This window comes from Kitasatospora sp. NPDC049285, from assembly GCF_040678815.1.
Lineage (GTDB): Bacteria > Actinomycetota > Actinomycetes > Streptomycetales > Streptomycetaceae > Kitasatospora.
Map to the genome: position 1 here is coordinate 74,514 of NZ_JBFAQR010000026.1, position 16,185 is coordinate 90,698.

Consider the following 16,185-nt stretch of genomic DNA (forward strand, 5'->3'; position numbering starts at 1 on the left):
CACTTCGGCGTTTCAGCGGCGAGGGGTCACTTGCCCTTCGCGGCTTCCTTCAGCTTCGAACCGGCGCTGACCTTGACGCTGAAGCCCTCGGCGATCTGGATCGGCTCACCGGTCTGCGGGTTGCGGGCGGTGCGGGCGGCACGCAGGGTGCGCTCGAAGGTCAGGAAGCCGGGAATGGTGACCTTCTCGTCGCCCTTGGCGACGACCTCGCCGGTGATCTCGGCGAAGGCGGCCAGCACGGCGTCGGCGTCCTTGCGGGTCACCTCGGCGCGCTCGGCCAGCGCGGCCACCAGCTCACTGCGGTTCATGTGTACTCCTGTGGTCTGTTGCTCTGCCGTACGCGGAGGCCGAGGGGCCGGTCCGCGCGACGGTGCTCGTTCAGGCGAGGGGTGGTCAGGGGCCGGCCTCGCACCGCGAAGCGCCGCAAACTGCCCGCCTGGGTACGAATCCTGCCCCGACCGGCACTGAGAAAGCCAATCGGGCACCGGCGTGATTGACCCGAACAGCGCCCGCCGGACAGAGGTATGACGCTCCGTCGGCTCCGGAGGTACCGGGGCGGGCGGCGGTCGAGGCGACACGCCGTGGCACAACTGGGGACGTACCGTACTTGTCGGACACGCCTCCCCGTCGCAGGGCTACCGTACGCCCTGGCACCGACAAGCCCAAACACGCCCCTTGCCCTTGTGTCGCAAGGGATCCGGCACGTTCGACGCAATCCGGGCGCGCGGGGCGCGCCCGGTGCGCCGCGGGCTCAGAGCTGAACGGCCGGGAAAGCCGCGGTGTCGAGCGTTCCGACGATGCCCGGGGTGGGCTTCGCGGGGGCCGCCTCGGCGCCGCCACGGGCCGCCACGGCGGCGTCCCGGACGGCCGCGGCGACGGTCTTGGCGACACCCGGGTGGAAGACGCTCGGAATGATGTAGTTCGGGTTCCGCTCGTCGTCGCCGACCGTGGTGGCCAGCGCCCGGGCGGCGGCCAGCATCATCTCGGTGTCCACGCTGCTGCTCTGGGCGTCCAGCAGGCCGCGGAAGACACCCGGGAAGACCAGCACGTTGTTGATCTGGTTGGGGAAGTCGCTGCGGCCGGTGGCGACCACCGCGGCGGTCTGCCGGGCCACCGCCGGGTCGACCTCCGGGTCGGGGTTGGCCAGCGCGAAGACGATGGCGTCCTTGGCCATGGTGGCCAGGTCGTCGCCGTCCAGCACGTTCGGGGCGGAGACGCCGATGAAGACGTCGGCGTCGGCCACCGCCTCCTTGAGGGTGCCGGTGCGGCCCGAGCGGTTGGTGTTCTCGGCGATCCAGCGCAGGTTGTCGTTCAGGTCGTCGCGGCCCAGGTGGACCACGCCGCGCACGTCCGCCACGGTGGCGTGCTCCACGCCGGCCGCCATCAGCAGCTTGAGGATCGCGGTGCCCGCCGCGCCGGCGCCGCTCATCACCACCCGGATCTCGGTGATGTCCTTGCCGACCACCTTCAGCGCGTTGGTCAGCGCCGCCAGCACCACGATCGCGGTGCCGTGCTGGTCGTCGTGGAAGACCGGGATGTCCAGGGCCTCGCGCAGCCGGGCCTCGATCTCGAAGCAGCGCGGCGCGGAGATGTCCTCCAGGTTGATGCCGGCGAAGCCCGGGGCGATCGCCTTCACGATGGCGACGATCTCGTCGGCGTCCTGGGTGTCCAGGCAGAGCGGCCAGGCGTCGATCCCGGCGAACCGCTTGAACAGCGCCGCCTTGCCCTCCATCACCGGCAGCGCGGCCTTCGGGCCGATGTTGCCCAGGCCCAGCACCGCCGAGCCGTCGGTGACCACGGCGACCGAGTTGCGCTTGATGGTCAGGCGGCGGGCGTCCTCGGGGTTCTCGGCGATCGCCAGGCAGACCCGGGCCACACCCGGGGTGTAGATCATGCTGAGGTCGTCGCGGTTGCGGATCGGCAGCTTGGAGGACATCTCGATCTTGCCGCCGAGGTGCATCAGGAACGTACGGTCGGAGACCTTGCCGATGCTGACCCCGTCGATCGTCCGGAGCTTCTCGACGATCTCCTGGCCGTGCGCGACCGAGGCGGCCGCCACGGTCACGTCGATCCGCAGCGACTCCAGGCCCGAGGCGGTGACGTCGAGACCGGTGACCGAACCGCCGGACGACTCGACGGCGGTGGTGATCGAGCTCACGGCGTTGCCGGTGGCGGGCACCTCCAGCCGGACAGTGATCGAGTTCGAGACACTGGGCACCGTCGCCATCGACGTCCTTCTTCCTGAATCAACAAAGTGTTGAAGTTCCATGCCGCTCGGCATGCTAGACCTCGATCGTCGCACTCACCAAGCGGTTGCCAGAAATAACGTTCATAGAGTGTGCGGACCCGACAAACCCCCCATCCGCAGCCGGAGGCCTCCTTGCCCGTCGGCGCGGATGCGTTACATTGGAACGGCACCGGCTCGATCCAAGCCCCCGGGCCCAACCTTCGTCCCTTCGAGGGACCACTTGCCGCGAGGCGAGCATGGCGGGTCGGTGTTCAACGTGGCGAAGGCCCTCCACCTCATGGTGGAGGGCCTTCGTGCTGCCCGGCTACTTCAGCAGTGCGGGGACGCCCGCGGCGTCCGGCAGGTCGTCCGGGCCGGAGAGCACGGTCAGCCGCTGGGTGGCGCGGGTGAGCGCCACGTACAGCACCCGCAGGCCCGCCTCCGACTCCCCCGCGATCCCGGTCGGGTCGGCCACCACCGTGGCGTCGTACTCCAGGCCCTTCGCCTCCAGGCTGCCCAGCGCCACCACCCGCTCGCCCAGGCCCTCGGTCCAGGCCGCCGCCTCGGCGCGGCGGTCCATCGGGACCACCACCGCCACGGTGCCGTCCACCTCCCCCAGCAGCCGCACCAGCTCCGCCCGGGCCGCCGCGCCGAACGCCGCCGCGCCCGCCTCGCGGACCGCCGCGAACCGCGGCCGCACGCCGGTGGCCCGCACCGCGCTCGGCGACGGGGTGCCCGGTGCGGCCAGCGCCAGCACCTTCGCCGCCACCTCGGCGATCTCCGCCGGGTTGCGGTAGTTCACCGTGAGCGTGTGCCGGCGGCGCGGCTTGCCCGCCAGCACCTCGTCCAGCGCCGCCTGCGCCTCCTGCGGGAACGGCCAGGAGGACTGCGCCGGATCACCGACGATCGTCCAGGTCGCCATCCGCGAGCGGCGGCCGATCATCCGCCACTGCATCGGGGTGAGGTCCTGCGCCTCGTCCACGATCACGTGCGCGTACTCGCGGCGCTCCTCCGGCACCCGCTCGCGCTGCCGGTAGGCCCGCTCGCCGTACGTGGTGACCTCGTCCAGGCCGGTCAGCATGTCGACCGCGTCGACCTCCCGCACCTTCGGGCGGGCCGGCTCGCCGAGCAGCACCTGCAGCTCGTCCACCAGCGCCACGTCGTGCGCCGACAGCTCGCCGGCGCCCTTCGCGTCCAGGTGCCGCCAGGAGCCGGCCAGCAGCCGGGCCTCCTCCGGGGTGACGGCGCGGCGGGCGATCCGGTTGGTGTGCCGGTGCTGCCGGAGCGTCGCCAGCACCTGCCGCGGCGTCAGGGCCGGCCACCAGGCGTCCAGGAAGTCCAGGAACGGCGCCTCGTCCGAGACGTACTCGTCGAAGGACTCCCGCTCCTCCTGCCGCTGCTCGCGGTCCGCGTAGCTGACCGGCTTCGGCAGGTCGCGCACGGCCTCCGACCACAGCGCGTCCAGCAGCAGCCGGCGCGCCCTGGGCCGCAGCAGGTTCAGCGGCGTGCCGCCGCCGCCCACCACGTTGCCGCGCACCGCCTTCAGCCGGCCCGCGTCCAGCCGCAGCACCCGCCCGCGGGCGAACACCTTCAGCTCGGTCGGCGCGCCCAGCTCCAGGGCGCCCCGGGCGGCCCGGCGCAGCAGCTGCACCATCCGCGCCGAACCCTTGATCCGGGACACCTCCGGGCTGTCGTAGCGCCCCGCCTCGATGCCGTCCACCAGCGAGCCCACCGCGCGGATCGCCACCTGGCCCTCCTCGCCCAGCGACGGCAGCACGCCCTCGGTGTACGAGACCAGCAGCGGCGTCGGGCTGACCACCAGGATGCCGCCCGCGTACCGGCGCCGGTCCTGGTACAGCAGGAACGCGGCGCGGTGCAGCGCCACCGCCGTCTTCCCGGTGCCCGGGCCGCCGGTGACCAGGGTGGCCCCCGCCGCGGCGGCGCGGATCACCTCGTCCTGCTCCTTCTGGATCGACGAGACGATGTCGCGCATGCTGTGGCTGCGCGCCCGCCCCAGCGAGGCCATCAACGCGCCGTCGCCGACCACCGCCAGCTCCGCGCCGTCCAACGTCGGGGCGAGGTCCGGACGCAGCAGGTCGTCCTCGACGCCGATCACCTTCCGCCCCTTCGAGCGGATCACCCGGCGCCGGATCACCCGGCCCGGCTCCAGCGGCGTCGACCGGTAGAACGGCGCCGCGGCCGGCGCCCGCCAGTCGATCACCAGTGGGCCGAACTCGGCGTCGAGCACGCCGAGCCGCCCGATGTGCAGCGTCTCCGCCACCTCCGGGTCGTCCGGGTCGAGCGGGGTCTGCGAGGGGATCCCGTGCTCCTCCGGCGCATCGGCCTGCTGCAGGTCGATGCGGCCGAACAGGAAGTCCTCGAACTCGTTGTTCAACCGCTGCAGATGGGCCCCCGCCCGGTACACCTGGGCATCCCGCTCGGCGAGTGCGCCGGGCGTCCCGACCTGCACCCGCTTGGCGGCGTCCTCGAGGATGTACTCCGCCTCGGCCAGCTTCTCCTCCAGCCGTCGGTACACGGTGTCGAGATGCTGCTGCTCACCGGCGATCTCGCGGTCGCGGATCGTGTCGGTGTCGAGGTCGGTCTGCTGCTGGGTCGAGCCGTGCGCGCCCAAGGAGCCCCCTGCGGTACGGAGAAAAGGCGGACGGACGATCTTACGTGATAGCGGGAGTGGGCAGCACCTGGGGGCTCGGGGAACTGCGAGGCGAGTGTCTGGTGGTCTCGGGCCGGCTGTGCGTCCTGGAGACCTCTATGCGCCCAGACCTCGCAGCGCCCCGAAATTCTCGCCGCCACGCACCCCCGCCGTTCCCCGGGCCCCTGGACAGTGCAACTTCATCGTCAGTGATCAAGCGTCAGGCGGTAGCCGCGTTTCACGACGGTGGTGATCAGGCGGGGGGTGCCGAGGGCCTGGCGGAGGCGGGTCATGGCGGTTTCGACGGCGTGTTCGTCCTCGCCGCTGCCGGGGAGGGCACGGAGGAGGTCGGCGCGGGGGACGACCCAGCCGGGCCGGCGGGCGAGGGTGCGCAGGAGGGCCATGCCGGCGGGCGGGACGGGGCGGAGTTCGCCGTCGACGAGGGCGGCCTGGCCGCGCAGTTCGAGGGTGTGGCCGGCCACGGCGAGGCTGCGGGCGCGTTCGGGGAGGGCGGCGGTGAGGGTCTGGACCATGGCGCCGAGGCGCATCCGCTCGGGCCAGACGGTGGGGATGTCGTGTGCCTCGAGCGGGGCGGCGGTGACCGGGCCGACGCAGACCGCCAGGACGTCGCGGCGCAGCGCGTGCAGCAGTTCCTCGCTGCGGCCGCGTTCGGCGGCGCGGTTGAGCAGGCTGATCGCGGCGGGCGCGGAGGTGAAGGTGACGGCGTCCAGCGCGCCCGCGCAGGTGGCGTCGAGGAGCCGGTCGAGCGGGGCGGGGTCGACGGGCGGCAGCCAGCGGTAGACGGGGACCTCGATCACCTCGGCGCCGGCGGCGCGGAGGGACTCGACGAAGCCGGGCAGCGGTGCGCCGTGGAGCTGGACGGCGATCCGGCGGCCCTCCACGCCCTGGTCGAGGAGGTGGGCGAGGACCTCGACGGAGGACTCGGTCGCGGCGGAGAAGGACTCGCGCAGTCCGCCGGCGCGGATCGCACCCTTGGCCTTGGGGCCGCGGGCGAGGACGGAGGCCTGGCCGAGGGCGGCGCGCAGGGCCTCGCCGAGGTCCCAGCCGTCCGCGGCCTCCAGCCAGCCGCGGAAGCCGATGCCGGTGGTGGCGACCGCGAGGTCCGGCGGGTCGGTGATCAGGGCGTGGGTGGCGGCGAGCAGCTCGGTGTCGTCGGCGAGCGGGACGATGCGCAGGGCGGGGGCGCGCAGGACGGCGGCGCCGCGGCGCTGGAGCAGGGCGGCGAGTTCGTCGGCGCGGCGGGCGGCGGTGATGCCGACGGTCCACCCGGAGAGCGGGCCGGCGGCGGGCGGGTCGGCCTCGGCCGGATCGGGCGGCGGCTGACGGCGGGTCGGGTCGGCCATGCGAGACGTCCTTCGGAGCGGTCCGCCCCTACCGGGCCGGGGGCCGGCGGGGACAGGGGTGCTACCCGCGGGAAGTGTCCTGGCTAGGGACCGCGGGCGGCTGTCGGGTGGGTGGCGACCATGGTGTCCGGTCGTGGTGACGCCCCCGGGTCGCCTCGATTACCTCCGTGTTTCACGGCAGGTCGGAGCGGCGTCCGGGGGCGTGACGGCGGGTCAGACCCTGGCCAGTGCCGGGGTGTCGGCGGTCTGCCGGGCGCCCTCGGGGCGGCGGAGGTAGACGGCCCAGGTGAGGACGAAGCAGACGGCGTAGGCGGCGAGGAAGGAGACGAAGGCGGGGGTGCCGGACTTCACGGCGAGGAAGGACTGCCGGAAGGCGAGGTTGATGAAGAGCCCGCCGAGGGCGCCGACCGCGCCGATCACACCGATCGCGGCGCCGGACATCTTGCGCGACCAGGCGGCGGCGTCCTCCGCGCTGTCGCCGGCCGCGATCCGGTCCTGCGCCTTGGCGTCGAAGATGCCCGGGATCATCTTGTACGTGGAGCCGTTGCCGAGTCCGGCGAGTGCGAACAGGGCGATGAAGCCGGTGAGGAAGACGGGCAGCGAGCGGATCGACGAGGCGTAGGTGACCACGCTCGCGGCGGCGGCCATCGCGGCGAAGTTCCACAGGGTGATCCGGGCGCCGCCGAACCGGTCGGCGAGCTTTCCGCCGAGCGGGCGGATCACCGAGCCCAGCAGCGGGCCGAGGAAGGTGAGTTGGGCGGCCTGTAGGGGGGTGCGGCCGAACTGGGTCTGCAGCACCAGGCCGAAGGCGAAGGAGAAGCCGATGAACGAGCCGAAGGTGCCGACGTAGAGCACCGACATCAGCCAGGTGTGCTTCTCCCGGACGATCGCGGCGAGCGAGCCGGTGTCGGCCTTCATCGGCGCCAGGTTGTCCATGAACAGCGCGGCGCACAGCGCGGCGAGCACGATCAGCGGCAGGTAGATGCCGAGCACCACCCGCGGGTGGCCGGCCCCGGCCCAGGCGATCACGCCCAGCGCGACCAGCTGGATCACCGGCACGCCGATGTTCCCGCCGCCGGCGTTCAGGCCGAGCGCCCACCCCTTGAGCCGGGCCGGGTAGAAGGCGTTGATGTTGGTCATCGAGGAGGCGAAGTTGCCGCCGCCGAAGCCGGTGAGCGCCGCGACCAGCAGGAACGTGGTGTACGAGGTCCCGGGGTGCATCACGTACGCGGCGGCCAGCGCCGGGAGGAGCAGCAGCAGCGCGGAGACCACGGTCCAGTTGCGGCCGCCGAACCGGGCCACCGCCACGGTGTAGGGGATCCGGACGAAGGAGCCCACCAGGGTGGGCATCGCGACCAGGAAGAACTTGCCGGCCGCGTCGATGTGGAAGTCCTTGCCCATGAAGAGCACCATCACCGACCACAGGCTCCAGATCGAGAAGCCGATGTGCTCGGAGAGGACCGAGAAGGCGAGGTTGCGCCGCGCGGTCCGGCGGCCGGTGCGCTCCCAGAATTCGGCGTCCTCCGGATCCCACTGCTGAATCCAGCGCCCGCCCGTTCTGCCCTGCGTGGTGGTCCCGTCCATGGGGTGCTCCTTCGCCTTCCGGTGCCCTGTGCTACCGACGCTAGGAGCCCACGATTTCGTCTTCGTTGTGCGGTGTGAAGGGTGCGGAACCGTCCTCTCACCCGGCGGGGCACCGCCGTGTGAGGCGGGCCGGGGAAGCACGAGAGCCGCCCTCCGGGTGGAGGACGGCTCTGCGATGCACATGGGGTGGTGGAGATGCCGGGAATCGAACCCGGGTCCAGTGGAGTGGATTCAGGACTTCTCCGAGCGCAGTCCGCTGTGATTTTCTCGGCCCTGGCGGTCACGCGGACAAGCCGCCAACAGGCCCAGCCACTGTTAGATTTTCCCGCCACCCCCGCGGCCGGGGTGGAAGGTTGAGTTCCCTAGATTATGCCAGGATCCGGGTCGGGAACGCCCCGGGCTGACACCCACTTCACTTTCGCTGATCAGGCAGCGAGAGCGAAGGACTGCTGGGAATCGCGCTTAGAGTTGGCGATTATTTTTTTGCGACAGATGGTTAACGAGATCATTGCCGCATTCCTCGGCTCGCTTCTCCTGTTTCGACTAACACTGTCGAAACCGATCATCCCCATGTTGATTTGACAAACAGCTCCGGAGGGCACGGGGCCCTCCGGCTGATGCGTTGCCATAGTACTCGGCTCGTGCGTCAAGGGTCCAGCGCATTAAGCACCGGTCAACCGGTGGTGCCGCGCAGCCCGAGCTCCTGGACCAGCCAGGGCAGCGCCTGCTTGAACGCGAAGGCGCCGAACTGCCAGTCGTGGCCGCCGGGGTGGATCTCGACCTTGGTGGCCAGGCCGGCCGCCCGGGCCGCCCGGTCGAGCTCCTTGGCGTTGGCGATGTGGCCCGCCTCGCTGTCGGCGGCCATGAAGAGACCCGACGAGGCCGAGTAGTCGTGCTTCTTGGCGCCGAGCACGGTCAGCGGGTCGTGAGCGGCCCAGGCCGCGGCGTCGCCGCCGTAGAGCTGCGCGATGGTGTTCTGCTTGTTGCCCATGTTCGGGCCGACGTCGCCGGAGATGCCGACGAAGTGGCCGAACACGTCGGGGTGGACCACCGCCAGGTCAACGGCGCAGGTGCCGCCCATGGACCAGCCGGCCACCGCCCACGAGCGCGGGCCCGAGGCGGTGCCGAAGGTCTTCGCGACGAACGGCGGGATGTCCTTGGTCAGATGGTCCTCGGCCTTGCCTCCGGCGCCGTTGACGCACTCGGTGTCCGCCTTGAAGCCGCCCGTGGCGTCCACGAAGACCATGACCGGCGCGAAGCCGTCATGGTCGGCGGCGTAGGCGTCGGCGGTCTTCGTCGCGTCACCGGCCCTGACCCAGTTGCTCGGAGCCATGAACTGGCCACCGATCATCTCCACGACCGGCAACTTGGGGCGGGTCTTGCTCCGGAACCAGGCCGGGGGAAGGTAGACCAGCTCCTGCCGGTGCTGGAACCCGCTGGGGACGGCCGGGATGTCGACCGCGACCACGCGGCCCTCGGTGGCCTTCCCGACGGTGGTGAGGGCCTGGTCCAGCGTCATCTGCTGCGGCACCGGGGCACCCGCGAAGTCCGCCAGCGCATCGTTCACGTTCGGGTAGTAACCGGTCGACGTGTTCAGCGCGTTGGCGGCGCAGACCACCGCGAGCGCGGCCGCCACCGGGACGGCGGCCATGTTCCACCAGCGGGCGTGGCGCAGACCCAGCGCCAACGTGCCGGGCGCCAGCAGGGCGCAGCAGATCCAGAACCACAGGCCGATCGGCAGCGGGTCCTGGATGTCGGCGAACGCGGCGACCAGGGCGGCGGCGAGCGCGGTGACGAGAATCGCCCCGGCCACCGCCCACGGCAGCCGCTTGCGCAGCCACGACCGGTCGAGCCTCCAGGCCGACGCGACCACCGCCGCCAGGGCGAGTATGCGCAGGGTCCAGGGCAGCCAGCCGCTCAGCAGTGAGAAGTCCACCCGGAGATCGTACGTAAGGCCCAACTCTCCGTGTGCAACCGGGATGAACCCATTACCTGACGGTACGCCAGGTAAAGGCTCAGCTCTGGCGGCGGCGGGCGGCGGCGACCGCGCGGGCGGACTCCATCTTGTCCTGGCGCTCGCGGAGCGTCTGGCGCTTGTCGTAGAGCTTCTTGCCGACCGCGAGGGCGAGTTCGAGCTTGGCGCGGCCGTCCTTGAAGTACAGCGACAGCGGGACCAGCGTGTGGCCGGTCTCCTTGGCCTTGGACTCGATCTTGCGGATCTCCATCTTGTGCAGCAGCAGCTTGCGCTTGCGGCGCGCCGAGTGGTTGGTCCAGGTGCCCTGGGCGTACTCGGGGATGAAGACGTTGTCGATCCAGGCCTCGCCGCCCTGGATGTACGCGTAGCCGTCGACCAGGTTGGCCCGGCCCTCGCGGAGCGACTTGACCTCGGTTCCGGTGAGCACCATGCCGCACTCGTAGGTGTCGAGGATGGTGTACTCGTGCCGCGCCTTCTTGTTCTGCGCGACCAGCTTCTTGCCCGTTTCCTTTGCCATAGCTCCGCCATTCTCGCACCTCGGGGGCCGCGGGGTCAGCCCCTTTACCGGCGGGCCGGGTGCGGGCCGGGTGCGGGCCGCGTGGTGATCAGGTGCGGGTGCGCAGTCCGTCCAGCACCTTGAGGGCGAGCGGGGCGGCGTCGTCGTCGGCCGGGGCGGGCACGTCGGGCTGCAGGCCGGTGCCTTCCGGGGAGTGGCCGGCCGGGGTCTGGTAGCGGCCGACGGTGAGTTCCAGCACCGAGCCGTCGGCGAGCCGGCTGGGCTGCTGGACGCTGCCCTTGCCGAAGGTGCGGGTGCCGACCAGGACGGCCCGGCAGCGGTCCTGCAGGGCGCCGGCCAGGAGTTCGGCGGCGCTCATGGTGCCGCCGTCGACCAGCACCACCAGCGGGACCGCCGTGTCGCCGCCGGGTGCGGCGGCCAACTCCCGGTGCTCGCCGTGGACCTGGTAGCTGGCGACGGGTCCGCCGTCCAGGAAGACCGAGGCGGTGGCCACCGCCTCCTCGACCAGGCCGCCGGAGTTGCCGCGCAGGTCGAGCACCACGCCCTGGGCACCGGCCGCGGCGGCCCGGACCTGGTCGGCGACGCCCTCGGTGAAGGCGTGCACGGCGATCTGCGCGACGCCCGGCCGCGGGTGCGCCACCTCGACCTCGCGGGTGGCCAGTTCGGTCCGGGTGAGGGTGAGTTCGCGCACCGGCCCGGCCGAGCCCTGCACCGCCAGCGCCACCGGGGTGCCGGCCGGGCCGCCGCGCAGCCGGGCCACCACCTCGGTGACCGGCAGCTGTTCGGCCGCCACGCCGTCCACCCGGACCAGCCGGTCCCCCGCCTCGATGCCGGCCCTGGCGGCCGGCGAGCCGGGCAGCACCTCGGCCACCTCGGTCGTCCCGCCGCCCGCGCGGTCCACGCTGAGGCCGACGCCCGGGTAGCGGCCGCCGGTGAAGTCCCGGTACTGCTGCGGGCTCAGGTAGGCGGCCCAGCGGTCGCCGCTCTCCCCCACCAGCCGCTGCGCCTGCTGCGGGCTCAGGTCGGCCCCGCTGAGGTCGTGCGACGCGGGGCGCGCGGCGTCGGACGACGACGGGGCCTGGGGAGAGCCGATCGGCTCTCCCCAGGCCCCGGACGCGGCGCCGGCGAACAGCACGGCCCCGAACACCAGGCCGAGCGTCATCCCCTGGCGTACCCGCGGTGCTGTCGGCATGCTCTGGAGTGTAGGCGGCGATCCGCGCACACCGGTAGAACCGACGGTGCGTCAGACCTTCAGGTACTTGCGGAGGGTGAAGAAGGCGGCGATGCCGGCCATCCCCATGCCGACCACCACGAGCAGCGGGATGACCGCCAACACCGAGGACAGGCCGATGAAGTGGATGAACATGACCTTCTTCTGCAGCCAGCCCTGGACGAAGAAGTGCCCGCCCACCAGCAGCGTCGACGCCAGCGCCGCGCCGAGCAGAGCGGCGAACGCGGCCTCCGCGATGAACGGCATCTGCACGTAGAAGTTGGAGGCGCCGACCAGGCGCATGATGCCGGTCTCGCGCCGGCGGCTGAACGCGGACACCCGGACGGTGTTCACGATCAGCAGCAGCGCCACGAAGAGCATCAGCACCATGATCACGAAGGCGGCCGTCTGCAGGCCTCTGAGCAGGCCGAACAGGTTCTCCAGGATCTTCCGCTGGTCCTCGACCGACTTGACGCCCGGCTTGCCCGCGAAGGCGCTCTGCATCACGTCGAACTTGGTCGGGTCGACCAGCTTGACCCGCCAGGACTGCGGCATCGCGTCCGCGCCGACCGCGGCCAGCAGCGGGTTGTCCGGGTTGGTCTGCTTGAAGCGCTGGTACGCCTCCTGCGAGGACTCGAACGTCGAGGTCTGGACGAGGCCGTTCATCTTGTCCAGGTCGGCCTTGACCTGCTTGACCTGGTCGTCGGTGGCCGCACCCGCCGCGCACTGCGGCGACGTCTTGTCCGCCTTGGTGCAGAAGTAGATGCTGACCTCGACCTTGTCGTACCAGTAGTCCTTCATGGAGTTGACCTGGTCGCGGACCAGCAGCGAGGCACCGGCGAGGGCGAGCGACAGCGCGACGCTGACCACGACGGCGATGGTCATGGTCAGGTTGCGGCGGAGACCGACGCCGATCTCCGACAGAACGAACTGGGCGCGCATGCTTCTCTTCTCTAGCTCTGGTAGCCGTAGACGCCGCGGGCCTGGTCGCGGACGAGGAGGCCCTTGTCGAGCTCGATGACGCGCTTGCGCATCTGGTCGACGATGGCCTGGTCGTGGGTGGCCATCAGCACGGTGGTACCGGTCCGGTTGATCCGGTCGAGCAGCTTCATGATGCCGACCGAGTTCTGCGGGTCGAGGTTTCCGGTGGGCTCGTCGGCGATCAGCAGCATCGGCCGGTTCACGAAGGCGCGGGCGATGGCCACGCGCTGCTGCTCACCACCGGAGAGCTCGCCGGGCATCCGCTCTTCCTTGCCGCCGAGACCGACCAGGTCGAGCACCTCGGGCACCACCTTGTTGATGGCGCTCTTCGGCTTGCCGATGACCTCCAGGGCGAACGCCACGTTCTGCCCGACGGTCTTGTTGGGCAGCAGGCGGAAGTCCTGGAAGACCGTGCCCAGCTGGCGGCGCATGTGCGGCACCTTCCAGTTGGACAGCTTGCCGAGGTCCTTGCCCAGCACGTGCACCGAACCGGTGGACGGCCGCTCCTCGCGAAGGCACAGGCGCAGGAACGTCGACTTGCCCGAGCCGGACGAGCCGACCAGGAAGACGAACTCGCCCTTCTCGATCTCCAGCGAGACGTTGTCCAGGGCCGGACGGTTCTGCTTGGGATAGGTCTTGGAGACGTTGTCGAATCTGATCACGGCTGCATCACGGGGGCCATCCTAGGTGGATCGAGGGCAGTGACCTTACGCGATGCCGATACGCACCCGCAGTCAACAGACGCCTACTGACCGTGGTTTCATCAGGTGCCGTTCCGTTCCGGACCGGAAATTGCGAGTTACGTCACAGATCGGTAACCCTCCCTCTCCAGGGGCCACGGGGTTCGGAACCTGGCAGAGTGGAGAGAGTAGTCGGAACCGAAGCCGCCTCCGGCACGTTGGCTATGCAGCAAGGAGGAGATCGCATGACCTGCGACCAACTGGTGTGCGCCAACTGCAACGGCCGCGTGATCGACGGCCGGTGCCCCGTCTGCCGCGCCAACCGCGCCCGCCTGCAGGCCGAGCAGCACGGGCCGTTCGCCGCGCTCAACCCGGCGATGCTGCTGGCCGTGCTGTTCGCCGCGGTACTGGCCCTGGCCCTGCTACTGCGCTGACCCGAGACCCACAGGCACGGGAAGGGCCCCTCCGCCACCGGCGGAGGGGCCCTTCTTCACGCTTCTACGGCGATCAGCTCTCGCGCTGCTTGCGCCACCGGATGCCGGCCTCGATGCTGCGTTGATTGTTCATCTCGGCCGGCCTCCTCACGTCGCGGCGATCAGCTTTCCCGCTGCTTGCGCCAGCGGATGCCGGCCTCGATGAAGCCGTCGATGTCGCCGTCCAGCACGCCCTGCGGGTTGCCGACCTCGTGCTCGGTGCGCAGGTCCTTGACCATCTGGTACGGGTGCAGGACGTAGGACCGCATCTGGTTGCCCCAGGAGCTGCCGCTGTCCTTGAGCGCGTCCATCGCCGCGCGCTCCTCCTGGCGGCGCCGCTCCAGCAGCTTGGCCTGGAGGACGTTCATCGCCGAGGCCTTGTTCTGGATCTGCGAGCGCTCGTTCTGGCAGGAGACCACGATGCCGGTGGGCAGGTGGGTGATGCGCACCGCGGAGTCGGTGGTGTTGACGCCCTGGCCGCCGGGGCCGGAGGCGCGGTAGACGTCGATGCGCAGCTCGCCCTCGTCGATGTCGACGTGGTCGGACGTCTCGACGACGGGGAGCACCTCGACGCCGGCGAAGGAGGTCTGCCGGCGGCCCTGGTTGTCGAACGGGGAGATGCGCACCAGGCGGTGCGTGCCCTGCTCGACGGAGAGGGTGCCGTAGGCGTAGGGAGCCTTGACGGTGAAGGTCGCGGACTTGATGCCGGCCTCTTCGGCGTACGAGGTGTCGTAGACCTCGGTCGGGTAGCCGTGCCGCTCGGCCCAGCGCAGGTACATGCGCATCAGCTGCTCGGCGAAGTCGGCGGCGTCGACGCCGCCCGCCTCGGCGCGGATGTTGACCAGGGCCTCGCGGGAGTCGTACTCGCCGGAGAGCAGGGTGCGCACCTCCAGCTCCTCGACGGCCTTCTTGACCGACTCGAGTTCGGCCTCGGCCTCGGCGCGGGTGTCCGCGTCGTCCTCGGCCTCGGCCAGCTCGAACAGGACGCCCAGGTCCTCGACGCGGCTGCGCAGGGCCTCGACCCGGCGCAGTTCGCCCTGCAGGAAGGAGAGTCGGGAGGTGACCTTCTGCGCGTTCGCGACGTCGTCCCACAGAGTGGGGACGGCTGCCTCCTCCTCCAGGGTTGCGATGTCGGCGCGGATCTTGTCCAGGTCGACGACTGCCTCGATCGACGACATGGTCGTGTCGAGGTTCTTGAGCTCTTCGGAAGGATCGACGGCTGCCACGCCTCAAGGGTAATGGCTCGCCGGGGGGGCTCGGCTACAACCCGGGCGGCCGGGCGGCGGCGGGGGCCGCGGCGCGGGCCCCGGCGGGGTGTCCGGGGGGCTCGGCGGCGAACGCCGTCCAGGCCGCGGCGGCACCGGCCAGCAGCAGGACCACGGCGAGCAGCACGGCCAGGGTGCGGCGGCGGCGGATCAGCTGGGCGCGGGTGCGCCGGTGGCTCGCGGGCTGGGTGCGCTGGGCCCGGGACTCGGCGGCGTAGGAGGCGAGTTCCTGGGCGGACGGGCGGCGCAGGCTGGTGTGGGTGTCCCGGGTGGAGTCGGGGGTGGGGCCCGGCACCAGCGGGACGGCCGGGCCGCGGCGGCGGCGGTGGGTGCCGCGGCCGGCGTCCACCTCGGCGTAGACCGCCTCGGCGGGGGTGAGCACCTCTTCGGGGGCGGTCCGCTGGGCGGGTACCGCGAGCGGTCCGAGGCCGGCCAGTTCGGGGATCAACTGGCGCAGCCGGGAGGCGAGTTCGGCGGCCCGTAGCCGGGAGGCGGGGGCCTTGGCGAGGCACTCGGAGATGATCCGCCACAGGCCGTCGGGCATCCCCTCGACCGGCGGGACGTTCTCGGTGACGTGCCGGCGCAGCACCGCGCCGGTGTGGCCGCCGCCGAACGGCGTGGCGCCGGTGAGCAGTTCGTACAGCACGGTGGCCAGCGCGTAGATGTCGACGGCGGCGCGCGGCTCGAGGCCCTCGATGATCTCGGGCGCGAGGTAGTCGGGGGTGCCGATGATCCGGGTGGCCCGGGTGCGGCGGGGGGCGTCGACCAGCCGGGCGATGCCGAAGTCGGTGAGCTTGGCGCGCGGTGCGCCGCCGGGGCCCGCCGGGGCGGCCAGGTCGAGCAGCACGTTCTCCGGCTTGACGTCGCGGTGCACGATGCCGGCGGCGTGCGCGGCGGCCAGGCCGTCGGCCACGTCGGCGATCACCGAGGCGGCGACCAGCGGGGTGAGCACGCCCTCGCGCTCCAGCCGGGTGCGCAGGTCGCTGCCCTGGACCAGGTCCATCACCAGTGCGAGGTCGCTGCCGTCCACCACCATGTCGTGGACGCCGACCACGTTGGGGTGGTCGAGGCCGGTCAGGGCGGAGCGCTCCTGGACGAACCGGCCGACCAGCACCTGGTCGGCGGCGAGGTCCTCGCGCAGCAGCTTGACGGCCACCGGACCGTCCGGGCCCTCGCCGAGCCACACGGTGCCGGCCGAGCCGCGGCCGATCACCTGGTGGACCGTGTACCGGCTGCCGATCTTGCGTGCCAATGCTGCT

General features: G+C 71.6%; 13 protein-coding genes and 1 other RNA gene. 1 reads left to right on the plus strand and 13 read right to left on the minus strand.

Translation table 11 applies throughout. The features are described from left to right. Positions 1-26 precede the first annotated feature (26 nt). From AB0K51_RS18700 to ftsE, 11 genes are all read right to left on the minus strand, one after another. Positions 27-308, minus strand: a complete 282-nt coding sequence (locus AB0K51_RS18700; RefSeq protein WP_014136004.1) for an HU family DNA-binding protein — start codon at positions 306-308, stop codon at positions 27-29. A 443-nt stretch (positions 309-751) separates the two neighbouring features. Continuing rightward, positions 752-2,227: an NAD-dependent malic enzyme gene (locus tag AB0K51_RS18705; RefSeq protein WP_363456293.1), complete on the minus strand. Its 1,476-nt coding sequence runs from the start codon at positions 2,225-2,227 to the stop codon at positions 752-754. 325 nt (positions 2,228-2,552) lie between these two features. After that, the gene (locus AB0K51_RS18710; protein ID WP_363456296.1) at positions 2,553-4,859 is read right to left on the minus strand and encodes a UvrD-helicase domain-containing protein; all 2,307 of its coding nucleotides are present in this window, start codon (positions 4,857-4,859) and stop codon (positions 2,553-2,555) included. A gap of 224 nt (positions 4,860-5,083) precedes the next feature. After that, positions 5,084-6,241, minus strand: coding sequence for a uroporphyrinogen-III synthase (locus tag AB0K51_RS18715; protein ID WP_363456299.1), 1,158 nt, complete (start codon positions 6,239-6,241; stop codon positions 5,084-5,086). A 213-nt stretch (positions 6,242-6,454) separates the two neighbouring features. After that, positions 6,455-7,825 carry a nitrate/nitrite transporter gene (locus tag AB0K51_RS18720; RefSeq protein ID WP_363456302.1) on the minus strand — a complete coding sequence of 457 codons (1,371 nt, stop codon included), beginning with the start codon at positions 7,823-7,825 and terminating at the stop codon, positions 6,455-6,457. A 187-nt stretch (positions 7,826-8,012) separates the two neighbouring features. Beyond that, positions 8,013-8,395: a transfer-messenger RNA gene (gene ssrA / locus AB0K51_RS18725) on the minus strand. 103 nt (positions 8,396-8,498) lie between these two features. Further along, positions 8,499-9,761, minus strand: coding sequence for an alpha/beta hydrolase-fold protein (locus AB0K51_RS18730; RefSeq protein ID WP_363456305.1), 1,263 nt, complete (start codon positions 9,759-9,761; stop codon positions 8,499-8,501). 79 nt (positions 9,762-9,840) lie between these two features. Then, complete coding sequence (smpB, locus tag AB0K51_RS18735; protein WP_363456308.1) at positions 9,841-10,317, minus strand: SsrA-binding protein SmpB; 477 nt, start codon at positions 10,315-10,317, stop codon at positions 9,841-9,843. An 88-nt stretch (positions 10,318-10,405) separates the two neighbouring features. Next, positions 10,406-11,509: a S41 family peptidase gene (locus AB0K51_RS18740; protein WP_363456311.1), complete on the minus strand. Its 1,104-nt coding sequence runs from the start codon at positions 11,507-11,509 to the stop codon at positions 10,406-10,408. 51 nt (positions 11,510-11,560) lie between these two features. Beyond that, positions 11,561-12,469 (minus strand): permease-like cell division protein FtsX, encoded by a 909-nt coding sequence (ftsX, locus tag AB0K51_RS18745; RefSeq protein ID WP_363456314.1) that lies wholly within the window; start codon positions 12,467-12,469, stop codon positions 11,561-11,563. Between the two features lie 11 nt (positions 12,470-12,480). Further along, the gene (gene ftsE / locus AB0K51_RS18750) at positions 12,481-13,170 is read right to left on the minus strand and encodes a cell division ATP-binding protein FtsE (RefSeq protein WP_363456316.1); all 690 of its coding nucleotides are present in this window, start codon (positions 13,168-13,170) and stop codon (positions 12,481-12,483) included. A 263-nt stretch (positions 13,171-13,433) separates the two neighbouring features. Between ftsE and AB0K51_RS18755 the strand changes: the two genes are divergently transcribed. Further along, positions 13,434-13,622 (plus strand): hypothetical protein, encoded by a 189-nt coding sequence (locus tag AB0K51_RS18755; protein ID WP_363456319.1) that lies wholly within the window; start codon positions 13,434-13,436, stop codon positions 13,620-13,622. Between the two features lie 161 nt (positions 13,623-13,783). Here the strand turns inward: AB0K51_RS18755 and prfB are convergent, their stop codons facing one another. Both prfB and AB0K51_RS18765 read right to left on the minus strand, forming a co-directional pair. Beyond that, positions 13,784-14,887: a peptide chain release factor 2 gene (gene prfB, locus AB0K51_RS18760; protein ID WP_363456322.1), complete on the minus strand. Its 1,104-nt coding sequence runs from the start codon at positions 14,885-14,887 to the stop codon at positions 13,784-13,786. A 34-nt stretch (positions 14,888-14,921) separates the two neighbouring features. Further along, a complete protein-coding gene (locus AB0K51_RS18765) occupies positions 14,922-16,178 on the minus strand; it encodes a serine/threonine-protein kinase (protein WP_363456341.1) in 1,257 nt (418 codons plus the stop codon). Positions 16,179-16,185: the final 7 nt, after the last annotated feature.